This window comes from Microbacterium sp. NPDC055988 (assembly GCF_042269505.1).
GTDB lineage: Bacteria > Actinomycetota > Actinomycetes > Actinomycetales > Microbacteriaceae > Microbacterium.
The window spans coordinates 539,147-550,320 of the sequence record NZ_JBHJXY010000001.1; the positions used below are offsets into that span (position 1 = coordinate 539,147).

Annotated in this window: 15 protein-coding genes and 1 tRNA gene; 8 read left to right on the top strand and 8 right to left on the bottom strand. The window is 68.2% G+C overall.

Annotation, left to right across the window (positions count from 1 at the left end):
• The first annotated feature begins 86 nt into the window (after nucleotides 1-86).
• From ACFC14_RS02760 to ACFC14_RS02770, 3 genes are all read left to right on the top strand, one after another.
• Nucleotides 87-1,082, top strand: a complete 996-nt coding sequence (locus ACFC14_RS02760) for a carbohydrate kinase family protein (RefSeq protein WP_376101112.1) — start codon at nucleotides 87-89, stop codon at nucleotides 1,080-1,082.
• Nucleotides 1,079-1,657, top strand: coding sequence for a TIGR00725 family protein (locus ACFC14_RS02765; RefSeq protein ID WP_136041622.1), 579 nt, complete (start codon nucleotides 1,079-1,081; stop codon nucleotides 1,655-1,657). Before ACFC14_RS02760 ends, ACFC14_RS02765 begins: the two co-directional genes overlap by 4 nt.
• Before the next feature lie 67 nt (nucleotides 1,658-1,724).
• The gene (locus ACFC14_RS02770) at nucleotides 1,725-3,149 is read left to right on the top strand and encodes an MFS transporter (protein WP_376101113.1); all 1,425 of its coding nucleotides are present in this window, start codon (nucleotides 1,725-1,727) and stop codon (nucleotides 3,147-3,149) included.
• Between the two features lie 208 nt (nucleotides 3,150-3,357).
• Here ACFC14_RS02770 and ACFC14_RS02775 read toward each other — a convergent pair whose 3' ends face one another.
• Genes ACFC14_RS02775 through ACFC14_RS02790 form a run of 4 tightly spaced genes read right to left on the bottom strand, consistent with a single transcriptional unit; the run spans nucleotide 3,358 to nucleotide 5,373 of the window.
• Nucleotides 3,358-3,711 carry a YciI family protein gene (locus ACFC14_RS02775; RefSeq protein ID WP_376101114.1) on the bottom strand — a complete coding sequence of 118 codons (354 nt, stop codon included), beginning with the start codon at nucleotides 3,709-3,711 and terminating at the stop codon, nucleotides 3,358-3,360.
• A complete protein-coding gene (locus ACFC14_RS02780) occupies nucleotides 3,708-5,024 on the bottom strand; it encodes an RNA polymerase sigma factor (RefSeq protein ID WP_376101115.1) in 1,317 nt (438 codons plus the stop codon). The genes ACFC14_RS02775 and ACFC14_RS02780 overlap by 4 nt, the downstream gene beginning before the upstream one ends.
• The gene (locus ACFC14_RS02785; protein ID WP_376101116.1) at nucleotides 5,024-5,176 is read right to left on the bottom strand and encodes a hypothetical protein; all 153 of its coding nucleotides are present in this window, start codon (nucleotides 5,174-5,176) and stop codon (nucleotides 5,024-5,026) included. Before ACFC14_RS02785 ends, ACFC14_RS02780 begins: the two co-directional genes overlap by 1 nt.
• Complete coding sequence (locus ACFC14_RS02790; protein WP_376101117.1) at nucleotides 5,173-5,373, bottom strand: hypothetical protein; 201 nt, start codon at nucleotides 5,371-5,373, stop codon at nucleotides 5,173-5,175. Before ACFC14_RS02790 ends, ACFC14_RS02785 begins: the two co-directional genes overlap by 4 nt.
• Before the next feature lie 186 nt (nucleotides 5,374-5,559).
• Between ACFC14_RS02790 and ACFC14_RS02795 the strand changes: the two genes are divergently transcribed.
• Entirely contained in the window at nucleotides 5,560-5,736 is a 177-nt protein-coding gene (locus ACFC14_RS02795) for a hypothetical protein (RefSeq protein WP_168429480.1), read from the top strand.
• A gap of 33 nt (nucleotides 5,737-5,769) precedes the next feature.
• Here ACFC14_RS02795 and ACFC14_RS02800 read toward each other — a convergent pair whose 3' ends face one another.
• Nucleotides 5,770-6,132 (bottom strand): DUF1048 domain-containing protein, encoded by a 363-nt coding sequence (locus ACFC14_RS02800; RefSeq protein WP_376101118.1) that lies wholly within the window; start codon nucleotides 6,130-6,132, stop codon nucleotides 5,770-5,772.
• A gap of 140 nt (nucleotides 6,133-6,272) precedes the next feature.
• On the opposite strand from ACFC14_RS02800, the gene ACFC14_RS02805 reads away from it, so the two are divergent.
• Nucleotides 6,273-6,857, top strand: coding sequence for a TetR/AcrR family transcriptional regulator (locus ACFC14_RS02805; RefSeq protein ID WP_136041616.1), 585 nt, complete (start codon nucleotides 6,273-6,275; stop codon nucleotides 6,855-6,857).
• Nucleotides 6,858-7,039: 182 nt separating this feature from the next.
• On the opposite strand, the gene ACFC14_RS02810 is transcribed toward ACFC14_RS02805, so the two are convergent.
• From ACFC14_RS02810 to ACFC14_RS02820, 3 genes are all read right to left on the bottom strand, one after another.
• Nucleotides 7,040-7,792 (bottom strand): dienelactone hydrolase family protein, encoded by a 753-nt coding sequence (locus tag ACFC14_RS02810; RefSeq protein WP_376101119.1) that lies wholly within the window; start codon nucleotides 7,790-7,792, stop codon nucleotides 7,040-7,042.
• 340 nt (nucleotides 7,793-8,132) lie between these two features.
• Nucleotides 8,133-8,223 (bottom strand) — tRNA-Ser (locus tag ACFC14_RS02815).
• Nucleotides 8,224-8,274: 51 nt separating this feature from the next.
• Complete coding sequence (locus tag ACFC14_RS02820; RefSeq protein WP_376101120.1) at nucleotides 8,275-9,321, bottom strand: hypothetical protein; 1,047 nt, start codon at nucleotides 9,319-9,321, stop codon at nucleotides 8,275-8,277.
• A gap of 130 nt (nucleotides 9,322-9,451) precedes the next feature.
• On the opposite strand from ACFC14_RS02820, the gene ACFC14_RS02825 reads away from it, so the two are divergent.
• The 3 genes from ACFC14_RS02825 to ACFC14_RS02835 are packed head-to-tail and all read left to right on the top strand — an operon-like array spanning nucleotide 9,452 to nucleotide 11,174.
• Complete coding sequence (locus ACFC14_RS02825) at nucleotides 9,452-10,228, top strand: hypothetical protein (protein ID WP_376101121.1); 777 nt, start codon at nucleotides 9,452-9,454, stop codon at nucleotides 10,226-10,228.
• Nucleotides 10,229-10,266: 38 nt separating this feature from the next.
• A complete protein-coding gene (locus ACFC14_RS02830) occupies nucleotides 10,267-10,743 on the top strand; it encodes a molybdenum cofactor biosynthesis protein B (protein ID WP_376101122.1) in 477 nt (158 codons plus the stop codon).
• The gene (locus ACFC14_RS02835) at nucleotides 10,740-11,174 is read left to right on the top strand and encodes a molybdenum cofactor biosynthesis protein MoaE (protein ID WP_376101123.1); all 435 of its coding nucleotides are present in this window, start codon (nucleotides 10,740-10,742) and stop codon (nucleotides 11,172-11,174) included. The genes ACFC14_RS02830 and ACFC14_RS02835 overlap by 4 nt, the downstream gene beginning before the upstream one ends.

An 11,174-nucleotide genomic window follows, 5' to 3' on the forward strand; every position in this document is an offset into this window, starting at 1 on the left:
GAGCCCGGAATTGTCTTCGCGAGCGCGTTGTCGTATGTTGTTCACCAATAGACAAAGCCGTCCGATTGTTTAAACGAGAGTCAGCCATGAACTGCGCGCCCATCCACACCGTCGGTGGATTCACCATCGACGCGATCATCCACGCCGATGGCAGCTGGTCGGTCGGTCAGCTCGGGGGCAATGCCCTGTGGGCGTCCATGGGGGTCGCGGCGGCGGAGCACGGGTCTCCCGTGGCGCATGCCGTGGTCGGCGCCGACTACCCCGATGATGCTCTCGCCCAGATCGCGTCCCGTGGCGTCGACGTCGACGACGTGCGTCGGCGCACCGATCTCGCCAACGCCCGAGTCACTTTCGCCTACCATCACGACGGCTCGCGCACGCAGCCCGCGCCGCCTGCCGCCGTCGAGCTCCTGCCCGGCCATGTGCAGCCGGAGTTCGCCGACTCCACGCGCGATCCCGAGCGCACTCTGGCATCGCTCGCCGACGGTCCGATGCTCGCTTCGGTCGTGGGTGCCGAGCGCGGATCCTGGCACCTCGGCCTCCTGCCATCGACGCGCTTCGCCGAACTCGCCACGACGTTGCGCGCGGGCGGCGCCGACTACATCCAGGCCGACTGCCCGGCCCGATTCGAACTCGCCCGGGATGGGGAGGGCGTGCTCGAGCAGCATCTCTCCACGCTCGACGTCTTCCTGCCGAGCAGCTCGGACACCGATGTCTTCGCCCCCGAGGAGGATCACCGGGCGCTCATCCGTCGATTCCATGACTACGGCGCACCGGTCGTCGTCTTCAAACGCGGCGAACTCGGAGCGATCGTCTCCGATTCCTCGACAGGGGAAGCGTGGTCCATTCCGGCCATCCGCGCCTCCGGGGACATCGACGCGACCGGCGCAGGCGACGTCTTCTGCGGGTATTTCGCGCATGCGTATCGCAACGGCCTGTCGCTGGTCGATGCCGTGATCGAGGCATCCGTCGCCGCACGAGGGGCACTCTACGCATCGAGCCCGCTCGCCCTGCAGAGCCCCGGAACAGACGACTGGCGCGAAATGGTCGCGACCATCCGACAAGGAGTGACATCACTATGAGGAAGACAACCATCGGCGTCATCGGCAACGCGTCACGGCCGGGCGTCGAGCTGGAACCGCAGCTGTTGGCCGCGGCGGCCGAGGTCGGACGACACATCGCCGAAGCCGGTGCCGTCCTCGTCAACGGCGGCACCGGAGGTGTCATGGAGTCGTCGTCGAAGGGCGCGCAGGAGGCGGGCGGCTTCGTCATCGGATTCCTGCCTCAGGCCGACCTCTCGCACGCCAACCCCCATCTCGACGTCGCCCTGCCGACGGGGATGGGCACGATGCGCAACATCCTCACCGCGCGATGCTGCGACGCCCTGATCATGGTCGGCGGAGGCATCGGCACCCTGAACGAGCTGACCGTCGCCTACGACGTCGGGACGCCCGTGATCGTGCTGCGCGGAACGGGCGGATGGTCCGACCGCATCGTCCACTCCCTGATCGACGGTCGGTGGCTGGACGAGCGCAAGGTCGCCGAGCTCGAGTTCGCCGACGACCCCGCGACGGCCGTCGCCCGGGCGCTCGAGGCCACCTCCCGCCCGCGCAGGACCGGTGGGCTCACCGCTCACACCGGCCACGCCGGCGCCTGACCGCACCACCCCGCTACACCCGACCAACGACCTGCCAGACCCACTCGACGAAGAGAGACCACGAAACATGGCACTGACCTCCGCACGCCCGCACAAGCCGATGTCCAAGAACAAGGCGACCCTGCTTGTCGGCCTGACCATGGGCGTCATCGCGTTCCAGCTCAATGCGACGATGCTCAATCCGGCTGTCGCTCAGATGGAGAACGAACTCGGCGTCACCACGGCGGCGATCGCGTTCTCGTCGGCACTGTTCTTCCTGTCCAAAGCCATCTTCCAGGTGTTCATGCCGCGGCTGTCGGATATGGTCGGACGCCGCACGATCCTGCTGGTGCTCCTCGGGATCCTCGCCGTGGGCACGGCGATCGCGATGTTCGGTCCGACGATCGAATGGCTGTACATCGGGCGGTTCATCCAGGGCAGCTGCGGCCCGGTCTTCACGATCGCTCTCCTCACCCTGCGCGAGGCGACACCGGACGAGAAGGAGTACGGGACGCGGATGGGCGTCGTGATCGCGATCAACGGCGGAATCGCCGGCGTCGACGTGATCCTCGGCGGATGGATGGCCGAGCATTTCGGCTACCGCTCGATCCTCGCGCTCTGCCTCGTGCTCACAGCGGCGGCGATCGTCGCGACAGTGCTGTGGGTGCCGCAGTTCGCACCCGGCAAGGGCGAGCGCATGGACTGGTGGGGCGTCGTGTTCATCTCGATCGTCGTCGTCGGGATCAGCTGGACCGTGGGCGGCGATGCGTTCGGCAACACCTTCCCGAGCCTGTGGTCGACCGTCTACATCTGCGCCGCGGTGCTGGCGCTGATCGCCTTCGTGATCCGGCAACGGCGTGCCCGAAACCCGCTCATCCCCGCCGACCAGCTGGGCAACCGGGCCATCTGGGCGATGCCGTTGACGACCATCCTCACGCTCGCGGGGATCATGGCCGTGGCGAACCTCGTCGGCCCGTCCTTCGCGCAGAATCCGGATGCCGGGTGGGGCATGAGCGCGACCCTGGCCTCCGCGCTGTTCATGGCGCCCTACGCCCTCATCGGCTGGGTCGTCGGTCCTTTCGCCGGCCGGGTGGCGCCCCGATTCGGATACAAGCGGCTCCTGCAGTTCGGGCTGCTCAGCTCCGCGCTCGTGATCGCGGGGATCGCCCTGTTCGGACTGAACGACCCGCTCGTGTTCGGCATCCTGCTGTTCGTCCTCGGTGTCACCTACGGCGGTGTGACCAACGTCATGCTCAACGGTCTCGGCATCCTGCTCTCACCCAAGAGCGCGCCCGGCCTGCTGCCCGGGCTCAACGGTGCATCGTTCGCCATCGGGGCCGGCCTCGCCTTCACGATCGTCGGACGGTCGATCACCGCCGGGTCCCCGGCCGGCGCGGAATCGACAGGCGGCTACGCCCAGGCCCTCTGGATCTGCGCGGGGCTCACCGCCGTGGCGCTGGCGATCACGCCTCTGCTGCCCAAGCCGGAGCTCAACGCCCCCGCACCCCGCTGAGTCCCGCAGCATCCCAGGGCGTGCGCCGGTCGAAAGTCCGCCGCACGCCCTGGGTGTTCGTGCGCGCTGCCGCCACGGTGCGGTCCCGTTCTCGCTGGGGGTCGTGCAGCCACGGTCGCGGCGATGCGGACGCCACGTCGGCGAAGCGGCGGCCGCGCGTGCTGTTCTGCAGCGGACTTCCTGGGCGCAATCGAGTTCAACAAGCTGACTACTTCTCCCACGGGAGCGTCACGACAGGAAGGATGTACATCCGTCCGGCCACCGCCGTCGGATGCTCCGCCATATACGCAGCGGCGGCATCGATCGAGTCCGCCTCGATCAGGTCATATCCGGCGAACCACTCCTTGAACTCCGGGAATGGGCCATCTGTGATGAGCAGTGCACCGTCGCGGATCGCGACCGACTTCGCCTGCTCGGGACCGGCGACCGGGGCGCCGGGGCCGAGCATGCCGGTGTCCTTACCCCGTTCGGCCCATGCGTCGAGCTTCTGGCGGTCCTCGGATTCGGGAAGGGCGGTGCCCTGCGAGTCGGTCATGTGGATGACGAGGTATGTACTGGTCATGCGGTTTCTCCTTCGTTCGTGGTGATGCCATCGGTGTGGTGGGTCGTCGTGACCTCGTCCCGGCGGCGCATGAGGTGTGTGATTTCGGCGTCGTTGACCGCCAGTTCGATCGCGCGGTCATAGGCGCCGCGCGCAGCATCCGACCGGCCGGTCAGGCTCAGCAGCTCCGCGCGTGTCGTGTGGAAGGCGTGGTGGCCGTCCAGGTCCTCGCCGAGTTGGTCGACGATCGCGAGCGCGACATCCGGAGAGTCGTACTCGGAGATCGCGATGGCGCGGTTGAGGCGAACGATCGGACTCGGATCGAGGCGCTCGAGCGCGTTGTAGAGGGCGACGATCTTCGCCCAATCGGTGTCCTGCGCGCGAGGAGCCGTCGCGTGGACGGCATTGATCGCCGCGAGGAGCTGATAGCGCCCCAGCGCGCGGATATCCCGCCCACAGGCTTCGAGCCTCTCGTCCAAGAGTGCGATGCCCTCGTTGATCGGCTGTCGATCCCACGCGGTGCGATCCTGCTCGTCCAGTCGCACGAGCTCACCCCCGGCGGACAGACGAGCATCCGAGCGCGCCTGGGTGAGCAGCATCAGCGCGAGCAGGCCCGCCGCCTCTGCATCCTCGTCGGAGTCCGATGGAAGAAGCGCTCGGACCAGCCGAGCCAGCCGGATCGCCTCCTCGGTGAGATCGCGACGGATCGGGTCGACGTTCTCTCCGGATGCGAAGTACCCCTCGTTGAAGATCAGGTAGAGCACCGCGAGCACCCCGGCGACGCGAGGCACCACGTCCTCCCGCTCGGGGACCGTGAAGGGCACACCAGCGGCCTTGATCTTGGCCTTGGCTCTGCTGATCCGCTGCCCCATCGTCGCCTGCGGCACCAGGAACGCCCGTGCGATCTCCGCGACGGTGAGGCCACCGACCATCCGCAGGGTGAGCGCGATGCGGTCCTGGACCGAGAGCACGGGATCGCAGCAGGTGAAGACCAGTCGCAGCCGGTCGTCGTCGATGAACCCCGTCGGCTCGGCCGGCGAGTCGTCCTGCAGCATGAACGCCTCCGTCTGTTTGTCATCTCGCCTGGCCTCGCGGCGCAGCCGATCGATCGCCTTGCGGTGCGCGGTGGTCGTGATCCAGGCGCCCGGTTTCGGCGGCACCCCGTCGACGCGCCAGCGCTGGACGGCGGTGGCGAACGCCTCAGCGGCCGTCTCTTCCGCGATGTCGAGGTCGCCGTAGCGCCGGACGAGACCGGCCACGATCATCGTCCATTCCTCGCGATGCGTTCGGGCGATCTCGGCGTCGACGTCGACCGCCTGGATCCTCTCGTCCATCAGTCGCCACTCGCGGGGATGACGTACATGCGACCGATTCGCGCTGTCGAATGCTCGGCAAGCAGCCGTGTGGCCTCTTCCATGTCGGCTGCTTCGATCCACTCGACCCCGAGGAACCACTCGGTGAACTCCGGGAACGGGCCGTCGGTCACCACGACATCACCCCCATGCGCCGTGATGCGTCGCGCCTGGTCGGGTCCGGAGACCGTCTGGCCATTGGGCTCCAGCCGTCCGGGCCGTCACGGAACTCCAGCCAGCGCCGCAGTCGGGCACCATCGGTTTCAGGGTCCCACTCGGCACCCGCGGGGTCTGTCATGTGGATCACCAGGAACTTCTGTCGCGCGGTCATGGCGCTCCTCTCGATCGCACGTGCGGCGATCCTCATCATCACCACGAACGCGTTCACGTCGATTCGACAGCAGAGGGAAAAGAAGTCGCAACATTTTCTTGACGCCCGGTGTCGAAAGACGCCGGTGTCGTTCGTGGTCTTCACGAGGGCGGCCACGCGGCCGTTCCCGTGACGAGAGGATCCGCCATGCGAAGCAACACGATGAGCCCTGCCGAAGCCCGCGAGTTCAGCGACCGCATCCGCGACATGCGCTGGGAGCGCGTCGAGGCGCGAGCGGCGCGACGACAGGCCGTCGTCGCGCGCCGTGCCGGGAGATCGCGCTCGATCCCCGCACGCCTCGCCCGGCTCCTGCTCAGGGACTGAAGGAGTGAGTGGCGCCGGCGCCGACGTCTCCGTTCACCCGCCGAGTTCACCGACGATCACGTCGATCGCGCGGGCAAGGTCCGCGCGGGCGTCAGTGTCACGCGCGGTCAGCGCGTAGTTCTCGAGCAGGGCCTCGGCGACTTCGGCCGGGTCGTGACCGACGACGTCCCGAATCGGCATCCCTGCGGCAGCGGCCTCGGCGAACAGCGAGGCCAGGTCGTCGAGCGCACCTGCGGAGGCGGTTCTCGAGATCGGCGGGCGATGCTCCAGATAGGTGGCGAAGGCGGTGAGCACCGCACGGAAGTCTGCGGGTAGCGAGACCGCCGTTGTCGAGTGGATCGCTGTGAGCATCTGTGCCTCACCGGGGAGTTCGACCGTCGAGATCTGCTGCGCCATCTTCGGCTCCTTCTACGCAGGGGACGCGAGCGCTTACGGGTGCAAACACTCGAGGTAACGACACGCTACGTGTCGTGTCTTTGACGCTAGCAGGATCGCTCGCTCCCCACAACACGACACGTAGCGTGTACTCTGGCTTCATGGTCCCCTCCCCCGATCCGAAACGCCGCAGCGAGCGCGCGCGCGTGGCCGTTCTCGAGGCTGCTCTGGAGCTGTGCCGAGAGACCGGCTTCGCGCAACTCACGATCGAGGCGATCGCCGAACGCGCCGGGGTGAGCAAGAAAACCATCTACCGCTGGTGGCCATCCAAGGGTGCCGTGCTGCTCGATGCCGTCTCCGATGCCGCCGCTCGGACAGCGCGATTCGACGACACTGGCGACATCGCCCGCGATCTTCGGTCGCAACTGAACACCGTCGTGGGCATGTACACCCCGCAGGACACCGCACCCGCAGCCGCCCTGATGGCCGAAGGGCAACGGGATCCGGTGCTCGGCGCCGCCATACGCGAGCAGATCATCCAGCCGAGCATCGAGCTTTTCGATCAACGTCTGCGTTCCGCCCAACGTGTCGGCCAGATCCCCGAAGATGCCGACCTCCGTGTCGCGGTCGACTTGTTCTACGGCCCGATCTATCACCGCCTCGTGGTGCGGCTCGGTCTGCCCGACGAAGAAGAGATCGGCGTCCGCGTCGATCATGTGATCGCAGCCCTACACGCCATCGACTGAGCACACCGCTCCGCTGGTAGTCGCGACTTTCACTCCAGCCCATTCGACTCGGCCACCTACTGCTCTGGGCCGTCGTGACATGGTCGCGAAGGACTCCTAGGGCTGACCGGCCGTGGTTCACAGCGCGTTCCGCGTTGCCGCGTGCATCCACACGTTCACTGCCCTTCGGAGCCCCAACCCTCTCAGCCGGCAGTGCCGAGATGACGGACGAAGAAGCGGCCCGCGTCTTCGCCAGCGAATCGCGGGACGCCTGTGTGGCCGCCCATGTTGGCGTGGAGAGTCTTCTCTGCCGACCCGAAAGCGTCGAAGAGATCGAGAGCCATCTGCCGGTCATTCCCTGCGTCGTCCCACTGCAGGAGGACATGCAGTGGGATTGTGACCTGGCGAGCCTCCTCCATGGTCGTGCGGGGGACGTAGTTCCCGGCAAATAGCCCCGCCGCCTTGATGCGAGGGTCGATGGCGGCGAGCCGGGTGCCGATCGCGATCACCCCGCCGGAGAATCCGACCCTGTCGGTGATCTCGGGCAGCCCGAGAAGCTCGTCGAGCGTGGTCTGCCATTCGGGCACCGCCTCGTCGACGAGAGGAAGTATCAGCCGGTCGATGACGTCGTCGGCTGGCCGTTCACCGGCGGCGATCGCACGGACCAGGTCCTCTCGAGCCTGCTCGGCGCCGGGCAATGGGGGCCTGTCGCCCGCCCCGGGCATCTCGATGGCGACGGACGCGAATCCGTGCGATGCGGTGCTGCGCGCACGCGCTGCCAGGCGCGGGTGCATCCGTCGTATTCCGAATCCGCCGGGTTGACCCATCAAGAGGATGGGAACGGGCGCCGTTGTGGAAGCTGTCGGAGGAATCCACAGGATGCCCGAGACATCGCCGAGGGTGAACTCCCGTTCAGCGGTGCCGTCGTCGAGGATTCGTTCTGAAGTGAAGTGCATGGTCGTGCCTTTCGGGAGTGCTGCTGATAGCGGCGCTCCCGGACGACCTACCGCCCGACCGTGACTCCTGGGAGGAGCACCCTGATCGATTCGTTCACGGGTACCACCTCCTCAGATTCCTGCACGGACCTCCGAGACTATCAGCGCGGCTTCGGGCTGGACCGCACGTGCGTAGCTGAATGCGGCGTCGGCCAGACGCATGCTCATTCAGTCGCCGCCGGCTCCACGCGGCGATCTATTTCGATCCGTAAGGCTGCTGCTGCGTTACCGCAGACCGATCGCCGAACATGACGAAGGCCCCGACTTCCCAGTGTTTCAACGGGATTCGGGGCCTTCGTGGTGGCGGTGACGGTGGGATTTGAACCCACGGTAGGGGGTTACCCTACACAACTTTTCGAGAGTTGCACCTTCGGCCGCTCGGACACGTCACCGCGGAATAGCTTACGCGACGCGCGGCCCGCACGCGAATCGACGGAAGCGGCTCACCAGGCCGCGGCGACTTCGGCATGGGTGCGCAGGATGCCCTCGGTCGAGCCGGCGGGTGCGCGGCCGATACCACACTCGGTCGCGACGCCGAACCCGGTCACGAACGGGGCGGCTGCGGCGATGCGACGCGCGGCACCTTCCGCACCGTCCTCCCGGTGCACGAGCCCCAGGTACAGCTCGTCAACGGGGGCGAGGTCGGCGAGCGGGGCGAAGTAGGCCGCATCGTCGTGAGCGATCGGCACCGGCAGGTGCAGCCATGTGAGGGGACGGGCGGATGCCGCCACGACGGCGTTCGCATAGCGGACGAGGTTCGCGGCATCCGTCGGCTCGAAGAAGTGCTTCTCCCCTGCGTCGCCGTAGCAGAGGTGCACGCCCACCTCGACGTCGGTGGGCACGGCATCGACCAGCGCGGCAAGGCGCGAGACGAGGCCGTCGAACGGGTCACCGGGCCACCACGCCTCCATGACCGCGCCATAGCCTGCCGCGCGCTCGATGATGCCCATCTCGCTGGCGACGTCCCACTGCACCGCGAGGTCGTCGTGCGGGATCGCGACGAGGATCTCGTCGAGCTCCCGGAGGATCGCGGCGGTGTACACGGGCTCGATCGCGGCCCGGTCGTCGCCGTGGAAGAACGACGAGATGACAGCGAGCGGGGTCGGCAGCGACACCTGGAACCGGATGCCGGCGGGCACAGCCCCTGCGGCGCGGAGCCGCGTGAACACGGCGTACGACTCGATCGCGGCGGCGGCATAACCGAGCGGGGGCAGCGCGATGCTTGCGGCATCCACTCCCTCGGCGATGCGCAGCCCGCGCGCGTCGATGCCGGCGGGGAACGGGATGGGCTCGTCGCCGATCCGCTCGATGCCGTCTGCCTGGCCGATCACGTCGGGCTGGAACATGATCCAGTGGAACCGCTTGCCGACCTCGCCGTCCGGGATGCGGCGGAGCCGATCGCCGAGCAGGCCCGCCGCCGCGCGCATCGTGGTCTCGGCGTCGTCATAGTTCACGCTGCCCACGAGGAGGGCACCCTGCGGCTGAGTCATCCCCTCAGAATATCGACCGCCCCCGCCGCATTTGCACGGCGCGAGGCCCTGCGACAGCACCTGAACCGGGTTAGGATTGCCTAAGAACCCGCCGCCTGTGGGGGCAGCGATGACGGGAAGGGTACTCATCATGGGCTTCATCACGTCCGAGGCGCTGGCCGAGACGGGCTATGTCGTCCTCGACGACCACACCTCGCCCGCCGATCCGGCCGAGTGGCTCGGCCTCCAGTACGTCGGCTGGCGCTCCTCGGGCATCACCCGCTTCGCGCCGCTCACCAGCTACGCGGGCGACGTCGACTGCAACGGCTTCTGGAACCACACCCCGCCGCGCACCGACAAAGACGGCGTCTGGGTCGAGTCGCAGGTCGCGATCGCCCCCACCCTGCAGCGCCGCGCGCAGGAGCCGGGCGCCGGCATCGGCCGCTGCCGCGTGATCGAGCTGCAGCCCAACGAGTACGCCGACGCGATCTACAACCTGCACCAGGACGACAACAACCGCCTCAACCAAGAGGGCACCGGCTGGGTGGTCCGCGGATTCTTCAACCTCTCCGACGACACCGAGTCGATGCTGATCCTGCGATCCGACCGCTTCGACCCGGCCACCGAGATCCGCCTGCCGCTGCGTGCGGGCTCCCGCATCATCGTCGACACCCAGCGCTTCTGGCACGCGGTCTGGCACCGCGGCACCGCCCCCCGCTACGCCCTGATCACCTCGTGGACGAGCGGCCCCGAACTCGACGCGTACATCGCCGCGACCCACGGGGACCCGCACCCGTCGACGGTCGACCTCGACCCGCAATTCGTCGACGACGCACAGGTCGAGCTGCACCGCCGCATCGAGGAGCGCCGCCGCGCCTTCGAAGCGCAGGGCATCGTGATGGAACCGCCCGTCGACATGAGCGTCTGAACGATCATGCCCGCAACGCCCGGCGCTACCCTCGGCTTATGACCTCCGCCGCCGTGCTCACGGTGTCCGACCGCGGCGCAGCCGGCACCCGCGCCGACACGGCCGGGCCGCTCGCCGTCACCGCCCTCCGCGCCGCCGGATTCGACTGCGCCGATCCCGTCATCATCCCCGACGGAGCGGATGCCGTCGAGCGGGCGCTGCGCGATCTCCTCACTCACGGCACGCGGCTCATCGTCACCACCGGGGGCACCGGCATCGCCGCGCGCGACGAGACCCCAGAGGGCACCGCGCGCGTGCTCGAGCGACAGCTTCCCGGAATCCCCGAAGAGCTGCGTCGGCAGGGGGCGGCGAAGTTCCCCGCCGCGCTGCTCAGCCGGGGCCTCGCCGGCACCGCGCAGGGCGCGCTGATCGTGAACCTCCCCGGCTCTCCCGGCGGCGTCGCCGACGGCATGCCGGTCATCCTGTCGGTCGCGGCGCACGTGATCGCTCAGCTCGACGGAGAGGACCACCGATGACCGTCGCTCTGGCCGCCATCAGCGACATCGCGCTGTCTCTCGATGCGCACCTCGCCGCCGTGGACGACGACCGTGCGGGCGCCGTCACGACCTTCCTCGGACGCGTGCGCGACCACGACCCGGATGCCGCCGGCGAGGTCGTCGCCCTCGAGTACTCGTCGCACCCGGACGCCGAGCGGATCCTTCGCGACCTCGCGGAGAAGGCCGTCGCCACGGGCGTGAGCGGTGAGGCGATCATCGCTGTGAGCCACCGCATCGGCCGCCTTCCCGTGGGCTCGGCCGCCGTGATCGTCGCGGTCGCCGCCGCGCATCGCGACGAAGCCTTCGTGGTGTGCCGCGAGATGATCGAGTCCATCAAGCGCGAGCTCCCGGTCTGGAAGCGTCAGGTCGAGGCCGACGGCACCACGGCCTGGAAGGGCATCGGCGGCTGA

Excerpts from the sequence above, each read along its gene's own strand:
- ACFC14_RS02760 (WP_376101112.1), top strand. The coding sequence starts at position 87 with ATGAACTGCGCGCCCATCCACACCGTCGGTGGATTCACCATCGACGCG.
- ACFC14_RS02765 (WP_136041622.1), top strand. The coding sequence starts at position 1,079 with ATGAGGAAGACAACCATCGGCGTCATCGGCAACGCGTCACGGCCGGGC.
- ACFC14_RS02770 (WP_376101113.1), top strand. The coding sequence starts at position 1,725 with ATGGCACTGACCTCCGCACGCCCGCACAAGCCGATGTCCAAGAACAAG.
- ACFC14_RS02775 (WP_376101114.1), bottom strand. The coding sequence starts at position 3,711 with ATGACCAGTACATACCTCGTCATCCACATGACCGACTCGCAGGGCACC.
- ACFC14_RS02780 (WP_376101115.1), bottom strand. The coding sequence starts at position 5,024 with ATGGACGAGAGGATCCAGGCGGTCGACGTCGACGCCGAGATCGCCCGA.
- ACFC14_RS02790 (WP_376101117.1), bottom strand. The coding sequence starts at position 5,373 with ATGACCGCGCGACAGAAGTTCCTGGTGATCCACATGACAGACCCCGCG.
- ACFC14_RS02795 (WP_168429480.1), top strand. The coding sequence starts at position 5,560 with ATGCGAAGCAACACGATGAGCCCTGCCGAAGCCCGCGAGTTCAGCGAC.
- ACFC14_RS02800 (WP_376101118.1), bottom strand. The coding sequence starts at position 6,132 with ATGGCGCAGCAGATCTCGACGGTCGAACTCCCCGGTGAGGCACAGATG.
- ACFC14_RS02805 (WP_136041616.1), top strand. The coding sequence starts at position 6,273 with ATGGTCCCCTCCCCCGATCCGAAACGCCGCAGCGAGCGCGCGCGCGTG.
- ACFC14_RS02810 (WP_376101119.1), bottom strand. The coding sequence starts at position 7,792 with ATGCACTTCACTTCAGAACGAATCCTCGACGACGGCACCGCTGAACGG.
- ACFC14_RS02820 (WP_376101120.1), bottom strand. The coding sequence starts at position 9,321 with ATGACTCAGCCGCAGGGTGCCCTCCTCGTGGGCAGCGTGAACTATGAC.
- ACFC14_RS02825 (WP_376101121.1), top strand. The coding sequence starts at position 9,452 with ATGGGCTTCATCACGTCCGAGGCGCTGGCCGAGACGGGCTATGTCGTC.
- ACFC14_RS02830 (WP_376101122.1), top strand. The coding sequence starts at position 10,267 with ATGACCTCCGCCGCCGTGCTCACGGTGTCCGACCGCGGCGCAGCCGGC.
- ACFC14_RS02835 (WP_376101123.1), top strand. The coding sequence starts at position 10,740 with ATGACCGTCGCTCTGGCCGCCATCAGCGACATCGCGCTGTCTCTCGAT.